We start from the raw sequence: 17,888 nt of genomic DNA on the forward strand, positions 1-17,888 counted from the left end.
ACGGTCGTGCACGCACCATCGAGTGTCGCGACCTTGTGTGATTACGGCATCTTGCCATTCGGACTGGCGCATTCAGGCTGCCCAGCAGGTCAAAATCAGATAACGGACACCCCCGACTCCCCAACAGGACTGCGGACAAGGGCCATCTGAGCCGCACAAAACGCCGTGACCAGCCAGTTTGGGAGGATGATTTGCGGTGCGTCTCGCCCACTGGACACGGAGGTTTGGACTTTTAGCCAAAACCCGGACAAGCAGCCTATGGTCGAGCAGGAATCGACTCGTCTGGGTGACGGTTCTTCGGGTAGAACAGACCTTTACACCCCTCATCCGGGGCTCAGGGCGCGCGTGCGGCGCGCCCGCGCGTACGAACCTCCCCTCTGCGGAGACGGGCCAACCGTCGATGCGGAGTACGGACGCGGTGCCCGCCCACCCCTTAACCAGGAGTGGCCACCCTCAATGATCAAAGGACCTAAGGGGTCACACAAAGTGGCAGCGGAGATCGTCAACCCTCGCAGCGACAGTGCGACGGACAACAACCCGGACGCGGTGTTCGCGCTGCACCGGGGCGGCAAGATGGCCATCCAGGCCACGGTGCCGGTCAACGACAAGGACGACCTGTCCCTGGCGTACACGCCCGGCGTGGCGAAGGTGTGCAGCGCCATCGCCGAGCAGCCGGAGCTGGTGAACGAGTACACCTGGAAGTCCAACGTGGTCGCCGTCGTCACCGACGGCACGGCCGTGCTCGGACTCGGTGACATCGGTCCCGAAGCCTCCCTCCCCGTGATGGAGGGCAAGGCCATCCTCTTCAAGCAGTTCGGCGGGGTGGACGCGGTTCCGATCGCGCTCGCCACCAAGGACACGGACGAGATCGTGGAGACGGTCATCCGTCTCGCGCCGTCCTTCGGCGGGGTGAACCTGGAGGACATCTCCGCTCCCCGCTGCTTCGAGATCGAGCGGCGCCTCCAGGAGGCGCTGGACATCCCGATCTTCCACGACGACCAGCACGGCACGGCCATCGTGACGCTGGCCGCGCTGCGCAACGCGGCGAAGCTCACCGGTCGCACCCTCGGCGACCTGCGGGCCGTGATCTCGGGCGCGGGTGCCGCGGGCATCGCGATCGCCAAGATCCTCGTGGACGCGGGCATCGGCGACGTCTGCGTCACCGACCGCAAGGGCGTCGTCTCGGCGGACCGCTCCGACCTGACGGACGTCAAGGCGGAGATCGCGGGCCTGACCAACCGGACCGGGCAGAGCGGCTCCCTGGAGCAGGCCCTGGCCGGCGCGGACGTCTTCATCGGCGTCTCGGGCGGCACGGTGCCCGAGGAGGCGGTGGCCGCGATGGCGAAGGACGCCTTCGTCTTCGCCATGGCCAACCCGAACCCGGAGGTCCACCCGGACGTCGCGCACAAGTACGCGGCGGTCGTGGCCACCGGCCGGTCGGACTTCCCGAACCAGATCAACAACGTGCTGGCGTTCCCCGGCATCTTCGCGGGCGCCCTCAAGGTGCGTGCCACCCGGATCACCGAGGGCATGAAGATCGCCGCCGCCGACGCCATCGCCGGCGTCGTGGGTGACGAGCTCGCCGCCGACTACGTGATCCCGTCGCCGTTCGACGAGCGCGTGGCCGAGGCCGTCGCCTCGGCGGTCGCGGCCGCCGCCAAGGCCGACGGCGTGGCGCGCCTCGCCTGACGGGCGCAAGCGCGTGCGGGTACGGGAAGGGGCCCGGCCGGAGTGATCCGGCCGGGCCCCTTCGCGCGTCCGGGCCGGTGGCGGGGCCCGCGGCCGGCGGTCCGCCGCGCCATGTGGCGAAACAGGGGCTGGCACCGGAAGCTACCGAGCGGTAGCGTCGCGGCATGTTCGCTGCCTACGCCGCCCGAATCGACCGTGACCAGCCGCTGAACGGCCTGGAGCTGGGTGACCGCCCCGCTCCCGGGGCCCGGCCCGGCTGGGTGACCGTGAACGTCAAGGCCGCCTCCCTCAACCACCACGACCTGTGGTCGCTGCGCGGGGTGGGCCTCGGCGAGGACAAACTCCCGATGATCCTCGGCTGCGACGCCGCCGGGACCGACCAGGACGGCAACGAGGTCGTCCTGCACTCCGTGATCGGGCAGAGCGGCCACGGGGTGGGCCCCGACGAGCCCCGCTCGATCCTGACCGAGCGCTACCAGGGCACCTTCGCCGAGCAGGTGACCGTCCCGGCATGGAACGTCCTGCGCAAGCCCGCCGAGCTGTCCTTCGAGGAGGCCGCCTGCCTGCCGACCGCGTGGCTGACGGCGTACCGGATGCTGTTCACCAATGCCGGGGTCCGGCCCGGGGACTCCGTCCTGGTGCAGGGCGCGGGCGGCGGGGTCGCCACCGCCGCGATCGCCCTCGGCCGGGCCGCGGGCCTGCGGGTCTTCGCGACCAGCCGGGACGAGGCCAAGCGCAAGCGGGCCGTGGAACTGGGCGCGCTGGAGGCCTTCGAGCCCGGCGCCCGGCTGCCGCAGCGGGTGGACGCCGTGATCGAGACGGTCGGCGCGGCCACCTGGTCCCACTCGGTGAAGGCCCTGCGCCCCGGCGGCACCCTGGTGATCTCCGGCGCGACCAGCGGCGACCGCCCGGCGCACGCCGAGCTGACCCGGATCTTCTTCCTGGAGCTCAAGGTGGTCGGCTCGACGATGGGCTCGAAGGAGGAGCTGGAGGACCTGCTGTCCTTCTGCGCGACGACGGGGCTCCGGCCGGTGATCGACGAGGTCCTGCCGCTGGACCGGGCCCGCGAGGGCTTCGCGAAGCTCGAGTCGGGTGACCTCTTCGGCAAGGTGGTCCTGACGACGTAGCGGCGCGCCAGGCCGGGCGTCAATGTGGGTTGACACTTCTCCCCTGTCAACCTACATTGACACCCATGACCGAAGCCACTGATCTCGCCGAGCGGGCCGGTGACCGGGACCCGCGTGTGGGCCTGCGTGCCGTGGCCGCCCTCCGCAGGCTGCTGGAGCAGCTGGAGGCCGTACAAGTACGCAGCGCCCGCGCGCAGGGCTGGTCCTGGCAGGAGATCGCGGCCGAGCTGGGCGTCACCCGGCAGGCCGTGCACAAGAAATACGGGAGGCTCTGATGTTCGAACGCTTCACCCGTGACGCCCGGGCCACGGTGACCGGCGCGGCCGCCGAGGCCCGCGGAGCCGGGGCGCCCGCGGTCACCGAGGAGCACCTGCTCCTCGCCCTGCTCGCCCTCGGCGCCCTCGACCCCCTGGGCGTGGACCGGGCCGCGGTGGCCGCGGACCTCGCAGCGGTCCGCCGCCGGGGCGGCATGTCCCGAGCCGACGAGGAGGCCCTGGCGGGTCTGGGCATCGACCTCACGGAAATCGTCTCCCACATCGAGGAGGCCCACGGCGAGGGCGCCCTGGCGGCCGGTGCGCCGCGCAGGCGCAGCCTGGGCGCCTCGCTCCGCTCGGCCCTGGGCCGCGGCGGACCGGCCGACCGGCCCGCCGGCCACGTCCCCTTCACTCCGGGCTCGAAGAAGGTCCTGGAGCAGTCCCTGAGGATCGCCATCGGCCTCGGCGACCGCCACATCGGCAGCCGCCACCTGCTCCTCGCCCTGCTCTCCCGGCCCGGCCCGGCCGCCGAGGTCCTCACGGACCACGGCGTGACCTACGCCGCGGCCTCGTCCGGCCTGGCGGCCTGACACCCCCGCGGGTACGGGTCAGGGGGCGGACCGGAAGGTGCGGAGTAGTCCGGCGGCGGCCGCGGACAGCTCGGCGCGGGCCGCGGCCAGCCGGTCCGGGGTGACGCCGTGGTCCCGTGCGGCGTCCCGCACCTCGTCGCGGAAGCGGTCCAGCAGCCGGTCCAGGTCCCGGGCGGGGTCTCCGGTGGGTGTGAGGTCGCCGGCCCAGTCCGGGTCCGCGGCAGCCCGGTCCGGTCCCGCGGCGCGGGCGGCTGCGCCGGGCGCCGCGGCGGGGGCGCCGGAACCGGCGGACGGGGCGGAGGCAGCCGTACCGGGGCCGCCCCCGAGCCAGGCCCCGGCGAGGCTGCCGAGGACTCCGCCGGATGCGGCGAACTGCTCCTGGAGCTGCACCGCGATCCGCTGGATCTCCTCACGGGCCCGCTCCTGGGCCTCCTTGGCCTGGCGGCGGGCCTGCTGGGCCTCCTCGCGGGCCCGGCGGCTCTCGTCCTTCGCCCGGCGCGCCTGGTCCTTCCACTCCTGCCTGGCCTTGCGCAGTTCCTCCTTGGCGGCGTTCCAGGACTCGTCCTCGACCCGGGTCTGCGAGGCGGAGGCCGCCGCCAGCATCTCGCGGCGCAGCTCGCCCGCGGCCCCGCGGACGTCGTCGCGCATCTCGGCGGCCAGTTCGGAGACCGAGTCGCGGATCTCCAGCTCCAGATCGGCCAGTTCGCCGCCTCGGTCGGCCAGCTCGGCGCGGCCGGCATCGGTGATGGAGTACACCTTGCGCCCGCCTTCGCTGGCATGGGTGACCAGGCCTTCGGCCTCCAGCTTGGAAAGCCGCGGGTAGACGGTGCCGGCGGAGGGCGCGTACAGGCCCTGGAAGCGCTCCTCCAGCAGCCGGATCACCTCGTACCCGTGGCGCGGGGCCTCGTCCAGCAGCTTGAGCAGGTAGAGGCGCAGGCGGCCGTGGGCGAAGACGGGCGGCATGTCAGATCACCTTCTTGTCGAGCGTCAGGGGGGTGTCCGCGGCGGGGCGGCGCAGCAGCGCGATGGCTCCCGAGACCGTGGTGGCCCGCAGGGTGCCGGTGCCGGAGCCCAGGGTGCCGGTGATCCGCTTGGTGCCGAGCTGGCCGGAGACCCGCAGGTCCTCGAAGGCGTTGGAGACGCCGCCGGTGGCCGTGTTGGCCTCCACGCGGGCGTCGGCGGGGTGCGGCAGCCGGATGGCGAGCTGGCCGGAGACGGAGTTGAGCGCGATGTCCACGGGGCGGGAGGCGCCCGGGTCGAGGTCCAGGTCGATGAGCATGTCCCCGCTGACCGAGTCGGCCCGTACGCTCACCCCCGCGCCGTCGACCACCGTCAGCCCGCCGGAGACGGAGTGGAACGCGAGGTCGCCGGTGACGGACTGGGCCTCCACGCTGCCGGAGACGGTGTGCGCCTTGACCCGGCCGGAGAGGGCGACCAGCGTGGCGTCGCCGGAGACCCCGTTGACGTCGGTGCCGCCGGAGATGCCCGAGACGAAGGCCGTGGCGTCGACCGCGGCCAGCTGGACGCGGGTGGCGGCGGGGACCGTGAGGGTGACGGCGGCGCTGCGCTCCCACGCCTTGCGGGGCGAGGACCCCGACCAGGCCTTCCAGGGCTTGGACTCGAACCAGGCGCGCAGGCCCTGGGAGCCGTTCCAGGGCAGGTCCTGGTAGGAGACGGTCAGGGAGCCGCCCTCCTGCACCACCTGCAGGGGCGGGCCCTCGACCGAGGTCACTTCCAGCCGGACCGGGCCGTCCTCGGCGGCGACGACATTGACGGCGCCGCTCACCAGGCGGACGTGGAGCTCGGTCACCGGTTCTTCGAAGGTGAGCTTCTGGGGTTCCGCGACGGACCACGTCGTCTGCTCTGCCATGGCTGCTGATCCTCCTCGTGCGTTCACGGACCGGGTCTCGACGCACGCAACATATCGCGTCTTCTGCACAACACGATATATCGCGGCGCGACCAAGTCAAGCACGGGCCCCCTCGGGGCCGGGGACGCGAAAGGGTCCCGAGAAGCACCGCTCCACCCCGCGCCCAGGCACACCGAGCCCCCGCCGTCGCTTGAGGCGAGGGGACGGGGCGGGGCCCCGGGCGGCGCCGCGGGAACGCAGGGTCCACCCGTGCCGGGGCCTGGGCGGAGGCCCGGGCGGCGGCGCCGCACGAGCGCAGGCCCCGGCGGCAACGGGTCGGGGCGGAGCCCTGTGCAGCGAGCGCCGCAGAGACCAGGGACCACCTGCGCGGGGTCCGGGGCGGAGGCCCAGGGAGCGGCGCCGCACGAACGCGGGCACCGGCGGCGCGGGGTCGGGCGGAGCCCCGGGTGGCGCCGCAGGAACGCAGGGACCACCCGCGCCGCCGGGGCGGGCGGAGGCCCGAGCGGGCGCGGGAACGCAGGCGTCGGCCGCGCCCGGGCCTGGGCGGAGCCGCGGGCAGGGGCGCCGCAGGCTCGCAAGGCGCCGCCGGCGCGGGGCCTGGGCGGCGGCCCGGGCAGCGGCGCCGCGGGAACGCAGGGCCCGCCCGTGCCGGGGCCTGGGCGGAGCCCCGGGCGGCGCCGCGGACGCAGGGACCACCCGCGCCTGGGCCTGGGCGGAGCCCCGCGCAGCGGCGCCGCACGAACGCGGGCACCGGCGGCGCGGGGTCCAGGGCGGAGCCCTGTGCAGCCAGCGCCGCAGAAACGCAGGGACCACCTGCGCGGGGTGTCCGGGGCGGAGCCCCGTGCAGGGGCGCCGCGGGAACGCGGGCCCCGGCGGCGCGGGGTCCAGGGCGGAGCCCCGGGCGGCGCCGCGGACGCAGGGACCACCCGCGCCGCCGGGGCCTGGGCGGAGGCCCGGGCAGCGGCGGCGCGGGGGCGCGGGCGCCGGGCGGCCCCCTCAGGCCGCCTCCGCTCCCGGCGGGCCCGGCACGGACTCGGCATCCGGCCCGGGCGGGTTGCCCGCAAGCAGCGGGCTCGCGTGGCGGTGGAGCCAGGCCCGGTACGGGGGCGTGCGCAGGGCGGCTTCGAGGTAAGCGGCGCGCAGGTCCTCGTACACCTCGGCGTGGGCGCCCGGCCGGGTCGCCAGCAGGAGCCGTACGGCCAGCGGGTCGCCCGACAGCGGTCTGATGGCCATGTCCTCCCGGGGCACGGAGGTGGGCTGGCAGGGCGCCACCGCCTCGCCGGAGACGATCAGCGACGTGGCCGTGTGGTAGTCGGCGTGCAGCACCGGCGGCGCGAGCCCGGCCCCGGCGAAGATCCGCCGCAGGCCGTCCCATTCACCGTCCACCGAGGGGTCCACGGTCCACCGGTCGCCGGCCAGGTCCTGTAACTCCACCACCGGCCGGCCGGCCGCCGGATGGTCCCGGGCCATCGAGACGAACTGCGGCTCGCGCTCCATCAGCACGTGCAACTGCAGCCCGGCCGGCACCCGCAGCGGGCTGCCCTCCACCTCGTGCACGAAGGCGACGTCCAGCTGGCCCGCATCCACCATCCGCAGCAGGGCGTTGGCCGAGACGTCGACCACCAGGGAGGTCTCCGTGTCCGGAAGCCGGCGGTGCAGCCGGCGCAGCCAGCCCGGCAGGGCGCGGCTGGCCGTGGAGCCGATGCGCAGCCGCGGCCCCACGGCGAGCGCCCGGGCCTCCGCCACGAGCGCCGCCATCTCGGCGAGCAGGGGACGGGCGCGGCCCAGGACGGTGCGGCCGAAGGGGGTGGGGCGGCAGCCGGTGCGCTCACGCAGGAACAGCTCGCCGTCCAGGGCCCGTTCGATCCTGCGCAGCTGGGTCGTCAGGGAGGGCTGGCTCACGCCGAGTTGCCGCGCCGCCTTGTGCAGGCTGCCGGCGTCGGCGATGGCGCACAGCGCGCGCAGGTGCCTCACCTCGAGCTCCATGTCCCGAGGGTAGGGCGGGCCGGGTGGAGCGCACCAGCCACTTATAGCCCCTCGAATCCCGCCATTCTCCTCGTAGTCGGCCATCCGAAAACTTCCCGATAGCCCCGCGTTATCGGTGGCTGACATCATCCGCCCGGCCCATCGGCTCCCGCAGACTCCGGTACCGAACGACCCACCCCCCGCACCGGATGAGTAGGAGCCCCCCACATGCGCCACTCCCGAAAGGCCGTGCTGGCCGCCACCCTCGGCCTCGGCATGGCCGCGCTCGGCGCCGTCCCCAGCGCCAGCGCCGCGACCGCCCCCGTCTCCGGCAACGCCGCGAGCTTCGCCGCCTACGCGGGCTCGCAGGAGAACGCGGCCGCCAACCGCGCCTTCTTCGACGCCGTGCAGCGCTCGGTCGCCGAACAGCGCGCCGCCAACCCGGGCGTCCTGGCCGTGACGGTCACGTACAACACCCGCAGCGCGCCCAGCTTCCGCACCCAGATAGCCCGCTCCACGCAGATCTGGAACAGCTCGGTGAGCAACGTCAAACTGCAGGAGGTCTCCTCCGGCGGCAACTTCTCCTACCGTGAGGGCAACGACTCGCGCGGTTCGTACGCGAGCACGGACGGGCACGGCCGGGGCTACATCTTCCTCGACTACCGGCAGAACCAGCAGTACAACTCCACCCGGGTGACCGCGCACGAGACGGGGCACGTGCTCGGCCTGCCGGACCACTACTCGGGTCCGTGCAGCGAGCTGATGTCGGGTGGCGGACCGGGCACCTCGTGCACCAACGCCAACCCCAACAGCGCCGAGCGGTCGCGCGTCAACCAGCTGTGGGCGAACGGCCTGGTCGCCTCCGGCCTGGGCTCGAAGGGCTAGCCCCGGTCGTCGGGGGGCGCGTACCGCAGGCATTCCCGGTCCCGGCAGGGACCCGGCACCCACTCCGGTACGAAGACCCCCAGGGACTTGTGCCGTCTGACCACCGTGTCGACGGCGCCCCCGCAGGCCGGGCACGTCTGCTGTCCGTGCCCGGCCTGCGGAGCGGCCCTCTCGTGCGCTCGCTGCTGCTCATCACCGGCCATACCTCCACGGTAGGCCGGTTTTGCGCGTCCGGCGGGGTCTGCGGTCCGGCGCCCGCCGCTCTACGGGACGGCTGCGCGGGCGGGGAAGCCCGCCGGGCCCGCCGGCGGGCCGGGCGCCGGCGGGTGGCGCGCCCCGTCGGGAGCGGGCGGGCACGTCGGCGGGAGCTCCCCTCGGCCCCGGCTCAGCCCCGCGGCTCAGCCCCGACCCAGCCATCGGCTCGGCCACGGCTCAGCCCCGGCTCAGCCCCGCGGCTTGCGCCACATCGGCCACATGAGCGGGCCGTCCGGTAGGCGCACCGCCTCGCCCGTGAACTCCCAGCCGAGCCGCTCGTACAACCGCCTGCTGCGCTCGCTGCTCGCCTCCAGGTACGCGGGCACGGACTCGCGGTCGCAGCGCTCCAGCACCGGACGGATCAGCTCGGTGCCGAGGCCCTCGCCCTGCCGGCCCGGGGCGACCGCGATCATCAGCAGGTACTCGTGCTCCTCCGCCGTCGGGTGCACGGCCCCGGTCAGACGGCCGACCAGCTCGCAGCGCTCGTTGTCGGGGTCGGCCACGGCCCGCATCCTCGCGGGGACCTCGTCCTCGCCCTCCGGCTCCCCGGCCGGTATCCGCAGCCACAGGGCGGCCGCCGAGCCGTCGGCCGCGTAGTCGATGCGGCCCTCGGCGAGGGCCACGTCCACGAAGACGCCGAGGAAGGCGCCGTGCACGGCGGCGCGGTGCTCCGGGTCCGGGAAGACCCAGCAGCTCACCGGGTCGGTGCGGAAGGCCTCGTCGAGCAGCCGGGCCACCGCGTCCCGGTCCGACCGGTCCGCCTGACGTATCTCCAGAGCCACTGGGCACACCCTTCACTCGCGTGTCAACAACCGTGAGTGATCCTAGAGTTGGCCCCGAGACGGCGTAAGGCCCGTTCCGGCACCATGGGGGTACCGGAACGGGCCTCGCGCACCCCGCCTACCGGGTGCGCCGCGTGACGAATTCGGCCAGCGCCAGCAGTCCGCCCGCCGCCGCGAGGTCCGGGACGGCCCGGGACAGCTGCTGCACCGCCCGGCCCATCCGGTCCGCGGCGTGAGCCTGTGCCCAGTCGCGCCCGCCGGCCCGGTCCACCGCCGCGGCGGCCGCCGCCACGTCCGCCCCGGTCATGGGGCCCGCGTACAGGGCGGCCAGCTCCTCCCCGGCCGCGGTGCCCGAGGTCAGGGCCGCCACGACGGGGAGGGACTTCTTGCGGGCGATCAGATCGGCCCCGGCGGGCTTGCCGGTGTGCCCCGGGTCCCCCCAGATGCCGATCAGGTCGTCGATCAGCTGGAAGGCCAGGCCGGCCTCCCGGCCGAAGGCGTCCATGGCGTCGACCTCGTCGGGGCCCGCCCCCGCGTAGAGCGCGCCCAGTGCGCACGCGCAGCCCAGGAGGGCGCCGGTCTTGGCCATGGCCATGGTCAGGCATTCGTCGAGGGGGACGTGGGCGCGCTGCTCGAAGGCGCAGTCGGCCTGCTGCCCCGCGCACAGCTCGATGACGCAGGCCGTGAGCCGGGCGGCGGCGGGGCCCGCGGCGGGGTGCGGGTCCTGAGCGAGGACGCCCAGGGCCAGTGCCATCATGGCGTCGCCGGTGATGATCGCGTCCGGTGTCCCGAACACCGTCCAGGCCGTGGCCCGGCCGCGCCGGCGGACGTCCTTGTCGATGACGTCGTCGTGCAGCAGCGTGAAGTTGTGCGCCAGCTCCACGGCCACGGCCGCCCGTACGGCCTCTTCGGGACGGCCCGCCGGCCCCTGGAGGGCCTGGGCCGCCGCGAGCACCAGGGCGGGCCGGACGGCCTTCCCGGTGCTGCCGTCCGCGGGACTGCCGTCCGCCTGCTCCCAGCCGAAGTGGTACATCGCCACGCGCCGCATGAGCCCGGGCAGGCTCTCGACGGTCCGGCGCAGTTCCGGGTTGACCGCCTCCCTGGTGCGTTCCAGCAGGGCCGCTGCCTCCTGGCCCTCGCCGGTGGTGATCGCCTCGGTGGTCGCCATCGTGCTCACGTGCCCCCCGTGTCCGTCGGCCGGCCGCCTCAGCGCCAGCGGCCGATCTCGACGTTCTCCAGGACGCCGAGCGCGTCCGGCACCAGCACCGCGGCGGAGAAGTAGGCGGTGACCAGGTACGAGATGATCGCCTGCTCGCTGATCCCCATGAAGCGGACCGACATGCTCGGTTCGATCTCGTCCGGGATGCCCGGCTGGTGCAGGCCGATGACGCCCTGCTCTTCCTCGCCCGTGCGCATGCAGAGGATGGACGTGGTGCGGGCGTCGCTGATCGGGATCTTGCTGCTCGGGAAGATGGGCACGCCGCGCCAGGACGGCAGGCGGCTGCCGCCGAACTCCACCGACTCCGGGTAGAGGCCGCGCCGGTTGCACTCGCGGCCGAAGGCGGCGATCGCCTTGGGGTGCGCGAGGAAGAACTTGGAGCCGCGCCGCATGCTCAGCAGCTGGTCCATGTCGTCGGGGCTGGGGGCGCCGTCGTGGGGCTGGATGCGCTGGTCGTAGTCGGCGTTGTGGAGCAGGCCGAACTCGCGGTTGTTCAGCATCTCGAACTCCTGGCGCTCGCGCAGCGCCTCGACCGTGAGCCGCAACTGCTGCTCGGTCTGGTTCATCGGCTGGTTGTACAGGTCGGCGACGCGGGTGTGCACCCGCAGGACCGTTTGCGCAATGGAGAGTTCGTACTCGCGGGGGTGGGCCTCGTAGTCCACGAAGGTGCCGGGCAGGACGGCCTCGCCCTGGTGGCCGGCGGAGAGGTCGATGGCGGCCTCCCCGTACTTGTTGGTGCGCTGGGCGGGCTGGGACCGCACCTGCTCCACGTGCTCGCGGAGCGAGTCGACCCGGTCGGCGAGGAGCTGGAAGTCCTGGCGCGACAGGACGAGTGCGGTGCCGGAGGTGGCGGCGCGGGCGGTGTACTCCCAGATCGCCTCCTCGTCGACGAGGGAGTCCTCGCCGAAGTAGGTGCCGTCGGCGACCGTCTGCAGGACGGCGTCGTCCCCGTAGGGACCCGGCCCGATCTGGTCGACGCGGCCGTGGGCGAGCAGGAAGACCTGGTCGGAGGGGCTGCCGAAGGAGGTGAGCTCCTGGCCCGCCTCGAAGTCGATCTGGCGGCACCGCTGGGCGAGTTCGCCGAGCACCTCGAGGTCCTCGTACGAGCGCAGCAGCGGGAGCTCGCCGAGCTCGGCCGGGATCACCTGGACCTGGGTCCCGGTCTTGATGAACTCCACGCGTCCGTCGCCGACCGAGTAGCTCAGCCGGCGGTTGACGCGGTAGGTGCCGCCCTGGACCGAGACCCACGGGAGCATCTTCAGGAGCCACCGGGAGGTGATCTCCTGCATCTGCGGCGCGGATTTGGTCGTGGTTGCCAAGTTCCGCGCTGCCGAGGTCCCGAGACTGCGCTGCGGAGTCTGGGCCTCGGACTCGGAACCTGCCTGGACCGACATGTATTTCCCTTTCGATCACTCCATGGATCTGCGGGATGCACCTTTCCAGCACGCAGCGTGGTGGGACCATTACACAAAAGAGTGGGACTACTCCGTCCGGGGGCGGGGCACTCTCTCCGCCCTGCTTCGCGCCGCACGCCCCCGGAAGCCCGCGATTTCCAGCCATCCACGGAAGCGGAGGAAACTTGCAAGCAGATGCAAGTTTTCTACGCTGCCCCCCATGCGGCTGACCCGATTCACGGACCTGGCGCTGCGCGTCCTGATGCGGCTGGCCGTCACGGACGCCGGCGCGGCGGACCTCCCCACGACCCGTGCGGTCGCGGCGACCCTGGAGGTCCCGTACACGCACACGGCCAAGGTGGTCGCGCGGCTGCAGCACCTCGGCCTGGTCGAGGCGCGGCGCGGCCGCGGCGGGGGGCTGGCCCTCACCGCCGCAGGCCGGGCCGCCTCGGTGGGCGGGCTGGTCCGCGGCCTGGAGGGCGCGGGCGACGTCGTGGAGTGCGAGGGGGCCGCCCCCTGCCCGCTGCGGGGTGCCTGCATCCTGCGCGGCGCGCTCCGCCGGGCCCAGGAGGCCTTCTTCGCCTCGCTGGACCCGCTGACGGTGGACGACCTGGTGGCGGCCCCGACCGGGCCTCTGCTGCTGGGCATCTCGGGCGGCCCGCCGCGCGGGGCCCAGGGGCCCTGACGGACCGACCTCCCTGGCCGGTTTCCACCGGCACCGCGGTCCGGGCGGCCGACCGAGGAGCGGCATCCGAACGGATGTCCGTACGCCGAGGGCCTTCCCTCTCGCCGTCATCGTCGCCGTTGAATACGCATTCCAGATACCAGATACCAGTTCAGTCAGCACCCACGCGAGGAGTCCCGATGCTTTCCGAGACGTCGACGGCCACCGTACGAGCCACCCTGCCCGCCGTCGGAGCAGCGATCGGCGAGATCACCGAACTCTTCTACGCGAAGCTCTTCGCGGCCCACCCCGAGCTGCTCCGCGACCTGTTCAACCGCGGCAACCAGAACGCGGGCCTGCAGAAGCAGGCCCTCGCCGGTTCCATCGCGGCCTTCGCGACCCACCTCGTCGCCGACCCGGACACCCGCCCGGACGTGATGCTGCACCGCATCGCCCACAAGCACGCCTCCCTCGGCGTCACGCGCGAGCAGTACGCGGTCGTCCACCGGTACCTCTTCGCAGCCATCGCCGAGACCCTCGGCGAGGCGGTCACCCCCGAGGTCGCCGCAGCCTGGGACGAGGTCTACTGGCTCATGGCCAACGCCCTGACCGCCATCGAGGAGCGCCTGTACGAGCAGCACCGCATCGCCGCCGGGAACGTGTGGCGCGAGTGGACCGTCACCGGCCGGGTGGCGGAGACCGCCGACTGCGCCACCTTCCACCTCACCCCGGCCGACGGCGCCGCGCCGCCGGCCCACCTGCCCGGCCAGTACGTCTCCGTACAGGTGGAACTGGCCGACGGAGCCCGCCAGATACGGCAGTACAGCCTGGTGGGCGCCCCCGGCTCCGACACCCGCGCGATCACCGTCAAGCGGGTGCACGGACCGGCGGCCGGCGGCCCCGACGGCGAGGTGTCCGGCCACCTCCACGCCCACGTCCGCGCCGGCGACACCCTGCGCGTCTCCGCCCCGTACGGCGACCTCACCCTGCGGGACACCACCGCACCGGTGCTGCTCGCCTCGGCCGGCATCGGCTGCACCCCGATGCTGGCGATGCTGGCGCACCTGGCCGACAGCGGGCACGGCGCCCCGGTGACGGTCCTGCACGCCGACCGCTCCCCCGCGGACCACGCCCTGCGCGGCGACCACCGCGCCCTGACCCACAAGCTCGCCGACGCCTCGGCCCGCTTCTGGTACGAGGAGGACGCGGAGCCGGGTGACGGGGAGGGCCTGCTCGACCTTGCGGCCGTCCCGGTCCCGGCGGGCACCGTGGCCTACCTCTGCGGTCCGCTGCCCTTCATGCGGTCCGTCCGCGCGCAGCTCCTGGCCAAGGGGGTGCGGGCCGCCGACATCCACTACGAGGTCTTCGGCCCCGACCTGTGGCTGGCCTCGGCCTGACCCGGCCCTTCCCGGCCGCCGCACCCCCCCGCATGTCCGGATCGGATCGCTCGGCGTGCGAATGCCCTAGCGGCGGAAGGCTCCCCTCCACTACACCGGAGCGTAAGGAGTCGAACACACAGGGTGTTCCTCGCACCGCACCGAAGGAGGCGGCCATGGCCGCACCCCTGTCCGCGGACCGCTTTATCAAGGCATTGCGGGACGCGGGCCTCACCGTCGTCGAGGTCGGCGCCTGGCGCACCCACAACCGCAACCACAAGGGCCCGTGGGGCCCGGTGCACGGCGTGATGCTGCACCACACCGTCACGCACGGCGCCGCATCCACGGTCGCCCTCTGCCGCGACGGCGACGCCGCCCTGCCCGGCCCGCTCTGCCACGGCGTGATCACCAAGGACGGCCGGGTCCACCTCGTCGGCCACGGCCGCGCCAACCACGCGGGCTCCGGCGACGCCGACGTCCTGCGGGCGGTGATCGCCGAGAAGCGGCTCCCCCCGGACGACCGGGCGGAGGTGGACGGCAACCGGCACTTCTACGGCTTCGAGTGCGAGAACCTCGGCGACGGCCGCGACCCGTGGCCCGCCGTGCAGCTCGACGCGATGGCCCGCGCGGCGGCGGCCCTGTGCCGGGCCCACGGCTGGACCTCCCGCTCGGTCATCGGCCACCTGGAATGGCAGCCGGGCAAGATCGACCCGAAGGGCTTCACGATGGCCTCGATGCGCGAGCGCATCACGGCCCACCTCAAGTAACGCCCTGCCACCCGGCCCGTCCGCCGCCTCCCTCGCCGGGACGGCGGACCGGGGGCTCTGACGTGCGACGGCGCGGGCAGGAGCGCTCCACAATGGACGAGTGAACCGCCCCGCGAACGTTGACGTGCTCTTGCAGCCGCGCCCGCCGTCCCCGTTGCAGGAGATCCGTGACGACAGGTTCGAGCGTCACGGCGTCCGCCTGCTGCTCAAGCGGGACGACCTGGTGCATCCGGTGCTGCCGGGGAACAAGTGGCGCAAGCTCGCGCCGAACCTTCGGGCCGCGGTGGCCGCCGGGCACGGGCGGATCGTCACCTTCGGCGGGGCCTACTCCAACCACCTGCGGGCCACCGCCGCGGCCGGCCGGCTGCTCGGGCTGCAGACGGTGGGCGTCGTGCGGGGCGAGGAACTGGCCGGGCGGCCCCTGAACGACTCCCTCGCCCGGTGCGCCGAGGACGGGATGCGGCTGCACTTTGTGTCCCGCTCCGACTACCGCCGCAAGGCCGAGCCGCCGACGCTGGCCCGGTTGCTGGCCGGGGCGGGCTGCCCCGAGGCGTACCTCGTCCCCGAGGGCGGCAGCAACGCCCTCGCCGTACGGGGCTGCGCGGAGCTGGGGCGCGAGCTGCGCGGGGCCGCCGACGTGGTGGCGGCGGCCTGCGGTACGGGCGGCACCCTGGCGGGCGTGGCGGCCGGCCTCGCCCCCGGCCAGCGTGCCCTCGGGGTGCCGGTCCTCGCAGGCGGCTTCCTGGGCCCGGAGATACGTTCCCTCCAGGACTTGGCCTTCGGCGGCCCGGCCGGCGAGTGGAGCCTCGCGGAGGACTTCCACCACGGCGGCTACGGCCGCGTGCCCGCTCCGCTGGAGGCCTTCGCCGCGGACTTCGAGGAGCGCCACGGCCTCCCGGTGGAGCGGATCTACGTGGCGAAGCTCCTGTGGGCCCTGGCCGCCCTCGCCCGCTCGGGCGCCTTCCCTGCGGGCACCGCCCTGGCCGCGGTCGTCACGGGCCGCCCGCAAGCCCCGCCGGCACGGAGCCCCGGGCACTAGCCCGCCTCCTCCCGGTAGGCCGCCGCCTCTTCCAGGTCGAGCCTGCGCAGCAGGGCCCGCAGCATCTCGTCGTCGATGCGGCGCCGGTCGCGCAGCGAGACGAAGACCTCGCGTTCGGCCGCGATCATCTCGCGGGACAGCCGCCGGTAGACGTCGTCGGCGGACTCGCCGGTCATTGGGTTGACCTCGCCCAGCCGTTCCCACACCGCGTTGCGGCGGCGCTCCATGACGGTGCGCAGCCGGTCCGTCAGCGGCGGCGGCAGGCTGTTCTGCGGGTCCGCCAGGAGTTCGGTGAGGCGCTCCTCCGCCGCCTGCGAGGCCTCGCTCTGCGCCTGCGCCTCCGCCAGGGTCTCGGCGTGCACGTCCCGCGGCGGCAGCTTCAGGGCCCGGATCAGCGCCGGCAGGGTCAGTCCCTGCACCACCAGGGTGCCGATGACGGTGGTGAAGGTCAGGAAGAGGATCAGATTGCGGTGCGGCACCGAAATCGGCACGGAGAAGGCGATGGCCAGCGAGACCACGCCGCGCATGCCCGCCCAGCCCACGATCGCCGGGGCCCGCCAGTCGGTCTCCGGTTCCCGACTGCGGATGCGTGCGGAGAGCCAGCGCGGCACGAAGGTCGCGGGGAACACCCACAGGAAGCGGGCCAGGACCACGGTGACGAAGACCGCGACCGCGTACCAGGCGGCGACCGCGCCCTCGTACTCCCCCAGGCCCTTGAGCACGACCGGCAGTTGGAGCCCGATCAGCGCGAAGACCACCGACTCCAGGATGAAGGCGACCATCCGCCACACCGCCTCCTCCTGGAGCCGGGTGGCGAAGTCGACCTGCCAGTTCCGGTGGCCGATGTAGAGCGCCACCACGACCACGGCCAGGACGCCGGAGGCGTGCACCCGCTCGGCCGCCGCGTACGCCACGAAGGGGATCAGCAGCGAGAGGGTGTTCTGCAGCAGCGGCTCCTTCAGGCGCGTGCGCAGGTGGTGGATCGGCACCATCAGCAGCAGGCCCACCCCGACCCCGCCCACCGAGGCCAGCAGGAACTCCGCGATGCCGTCCGCCCAGCCCGCCCCCACCCCGACGGCGGCCGCCAGCGCCACCTTGTACGCGGTGATCGCGGTCGCGTCGTTGACCAGGGACTCCCCCTGGAGGATGGTCGTCATCCGGTTCGGCAGGCCGAGCTTGCGGGCGATCGCGGTGGCGGCCACCGCGTCAGGCGGCGCGATCACGGCGCCGAGGACCAGGGCCACGGGCAGCGACAGGCCGGGGACCAGCAGGTACGCCGCGTAGCCGACGGCGAGGGTCGCGAAGAGCACGTAGCCCACCGACAGCAGCCCGATCGCCCTCATGTTCGCCCGCAGGTCCAGGTACGAGCTGTCCACGGCGGCCGTGTGCAGCAGCGGCGGGAGCAGCAGCGGCAGCACGATGTGCGGGTCGAGGACGTACGTCGGCACGCCCGGGACGTACGCCGCGGCCAGGCCGGCCGCGACCAGCAGCAGCGGCGCGGGCACCGGTGTGCGGCGCGCCAGGCCGGCCACGGCCGCGCTGCCGGCCACCAGCCCGACCAGCGTCAATACCTCCATCGAAGCCATCCTCCTCCGTCGTGCGCCCGCCCCCGCGTCGTACGCTCGTCATCATGAGCGAGTGCACCCACGTTGCCGAACTGCCGCGCCCCGAGCCCATCCCGCTTGATCGGACTTGCCCGCAATGTCTGGAGGTGGGCAGCCATCCCGTCCAGTTGCGGCTCTGCCTCGGGTGCGGGTACGTGGCCTGCTGCGACTCTTCTCCCCTGAAGCACGCCACCGCGCACTACCGGGAGACCGGTCATCCGGTGATGCGCAGCTTCGAGCCGGGCGAGACCTGGCGCTGGTGCTTTGTCGACGGTTCGATCGTGTGAGCCGGGGGTAGGTCAACCCTCCGCCGGTTCCCCTGATTTGGGCCCGCCGACCTCTAGCCACTGTGCGCACCCGTGGGCTTACCATCAGTCACCGGGGAGGATCCGGCCGGTCAGGCGCTCC

18 protein-coding genes are annotated in these 17,888 nt (G+C 73.7%); 10 read left to right on the top strand and 8 right to left on the bottom strand.

What is annotated here, in order from left to right; all coding sequences use genetic code 11:
* Positions 1-486: 486 nt before the first annotated feature.
* From ACLJTM_RS04125 to ACLJTM_RS04140, 4 genes are all read left to right on the top strand, one after another.
* Positions 487-1,689, top strand: coding sequence for an NADP-dependent malic enzyme (locus ACLJTM_RS04125; RefSeq protein ID WP_411101933.1), 1,203 nt, complete (start codon positions 487-489; stop codon positions 1,687-1,689).
* Between the two features lie 164 nt (positions 1,690-1,853).
* A complete protein-coding gene (locus tag ACLJTM_RS04130; protein ID WP_411101934.1) occupies positions 1,854-2,816 on the top strand; it encodes a zinc-binding dehydrogenase in 963 nt (320 codons plus the stop codon).
* Positions 2,817-2,881: 65 nt separating this feature from the next.
* A complete protein-coding gene (locus ACLJTM_RS04135; RefSeq protein ID WP_411101935.1) occupies positions 2,882-3,091 on the top strand; it encodes a helix-turn-helix domain-containing protein in 210 nt (69 codons plus the stop codon).
* Positions 3,091-3,660, top strand: coding sequence for a Clp protease N-terminal domain-containing protein (locus tag ACLJTM_RS04140; protein ID WP_411101936.1), 570 nt, complete (start codon positions 3,091-3,093; stop codon positions 3,658-3,660). Before ACLJTM_RS04135 ends, ACLJTM_RS04140 begins: the two co-directional genes overlap by 1 nt.
* Before the next feature lie 18 nt (positions 3,661-3,678).
* On the opposite strand, the gene ACLJTM_RS04145 is transcribed toward ACLJTM_RS04140, so the two are convergent.
* The 3 genes from ACLJTM_RS04145 to ACLJTM_RS04155 all read right to left on the bottom strand — a co-directional run bounded on the left by ACLJTM_RS04145 (position 3,679) and on the right by ACLJTM_RS04155 (position 7,516).
* Positions 3,679-4,623 carry a helix-turn-helix transcriptional regulator gene (locus ACLJTM_RS04145; protein ID WP_411101937.1) on the bottom strand — a complete coding sequence of 315 codons (945 nt, stop codon included), beginning with the start codon at positions 4,621-4,623 and terminating at the stop codon, positions 3,679-3,681.
* A 1-nt stretch (position 4,624) separates the two neighbouring features.
* On the bottom strand, positions 4,625-5,530 hold the full coding sequence (locus tag ACLJTM_RS04150) for a hypothetical protein (protein ID WP_411101938.1): 906 nt from the start codon (positions 5,528-5,530) through the stop codon (positions 4,625-4,627).
* 996 nt (positions 5,531-6,526) lie between these two features.
* Positions 6,527-7,516 (bottom strand): LysR family transcriptional regulator, encoded by a 990-nt coding sequence (locus ACLJTM_RS04155; RefSeq protein WP_411101939.1) that lies wholly within the window; start codon positions 7,514-7,516, stop codon positions 6,527-6,529.
* 207 nt (positions 7,517-7,723) lie between these two features.
* On the opposite strand from ACLJTM_RS04155, the gene snpA reads away from it, so the two are divergent.
* The gene (gene snpA, locus ACLJTM_RS04160) at positions 7,724-8,380 is read left to right on the top strand and encodes a snapalysin (protein WP_411101940.1); all 657 of its coding nucleotides are present in this window, start codon (positions 7,724-7,726) and stop codon (positions 8,378-8,380) included.
* Here the strand turns inward: snpA and ACLJTM_RS04165 are convergent.
* The 4 genes from ACLJTM_RS04165 to ACLJTM_RS04180 all read right to left on the bottom strand — a co-directional run bounded on the left by ACLJTM_RS04165 (position 8,377) and on the right by ACLJTM_RS04180 (position 12,030).
* Complete coding sequence (locus ACLJTM_RS04165) at positions 8,377-8,583, bottom strand: hypothetical protein (protein WP_411101941.1); 207 nt, start codon at positions 8,581-8,583, stop codon at positions 8,377-8,379. The genes snpA and ACLJTM_RS04165 overlap by 4 nt on opposite strands.
* Before the next feature lie 240 nt (positions 8,584-8,823).
* Positions 8,824-9,417 (bottom strand): GNAT family N-acetyltransferase, encoded by a 594-nt coding sequence (locus tag ACLJTM_RS04170; RefSeq protein WP_411101942.1) that lies wholly within the window; start codon positions 9,415-9,417, stop codon positions 8,824-8,826.
* A 118-nt stretch (positions 9,418-9,535) separates the two neighbouring features.
* Positions 9,536-10,585, bottom strand: a complete 1,050-nt coding sequence (locus ACLJTM_RS04175) for a family 2 encapsulin nanocompartment cargo protein polyprenyl transferase (protein ID WP_411102275.1) — start codon at positions 10,583-10,585, stop codon at positions 9,536-9,538.
* Between the two features lie 38 nt (positions 10,586-10,623).
* Positions 10,624-12,030 carry a family 2B encapsulin nanocompartment shell protein gene (locus ACLJTM_RS04180; protein WP_411101943.1) on the bottom strand — a complete coding sequence of 469 codons (1,407 nt, stop codon included), beginning with the start codon at positions 12,028-12,030 and terminating at the stop codon, positions 10,624-10,626.
* Between the two features lie 220 nt (positions 12,031-12,250).
* On the opposite strand from ACLJTM_RS04180, the gene ACLJTM_RS04185 reads away from it, so the two are divergent.
* The 4 genes from ACLJTM_RS04185 (at position 12,251) to ACLJTM_RS04200 (ending at position 15,876) form a co-directional block, all read left to right on the top strand.
* Positions 12,251-12,715, top strand: a complete 465-nt coding sequence (locus ACLJTM_RS04185) for an RrF2 family transcriptional regulator (RefSeq protein ID WP_411101944.1) — start codon at positions 12,251-12,253, stop codon at positions 12,713-12,715.
* Positions 12,716-12,894: 179 nt separating this feature from the next.
* Positions 12,895-14,091 (top strand): globin domain-containing protein, encoded by a 1,197-nt coding sequence (locus tag ACLJTM_RS04190; protein ID WP_411101945.1) that lies wholly within the window; start codon positions 12,895-12,897, stop codon positions 14,089-14,091.
* A 155-nt stretch (positions 14,092-14,246) separates the two neighbouring features.
* Complete coding sequence (locus tag ACLJTM_RS04195; RefSeq protein ID WP_411101946.1) at positions 14,247-14,837, top strand: N-acetylmuramoyl-L-alanine amidase; 591 nt, start codon at positions 14,247-14,249, stop codon at positions 14,835-14,837.
* Between the two features lie 100 nt (positions 14,838-14,937).
* Positions 14,938-15,876, top strand: a complete 939-nt coding sequence (locus ACLJTM_RS04200; RefSeq protein WP_411101947.1) for a 1-aminocyclopropane-1-carboxylate deaminase/D-cysteine desulfhydrase — start codon at positions 14,938-14,940, stop codon at positions 15,874-15,876.
* Here ACLJTM_RS04200 and ACLJTM_RS04205 read toward each other — a convergent pair.
* Positions 15,873-17,453, bottom strand: a complete 1,581-nt coding sequence (locus ACLJTM_RS04205; protein ID WP_411101948.1) for a Na+/H+ antiporter — start codon at positions 17,451-17,453, stop codon at positions 15,873-15,875. The genes ACLJTM_RS04200 and ACLJTM_RS04205 overlap by 4 nt on opposite strands.
* 53 nt (positions 17,454-17,506) lie before the next feature.
* Here ACLJTM_RS04205 and ACLJTM_RS04210 point away from each other — a divergent pair, with 53 nt between their 5' ends.
* A complete protein-coding gene (locus ACLJTM_RS04210) occupies positions 17,507-17,767 on the top strand; it encodes a UBP-type zinc finger domain-containing protein (RefSeq protein ID WP_411101949.1) in 261 nt (86 codons plus the stop codon).
* Positions 17,768-17,888 lie beyond the last annotated feature (121 nt).

It is taken from the genome of Streptomyces sp. cmx-4-9, from assembly GCF_046548835.1.
GTDB lineage: Bacteria > Actinomycetota > Actinomycetes > Streptomycetales > Streptomycetaceae > Streptomyces.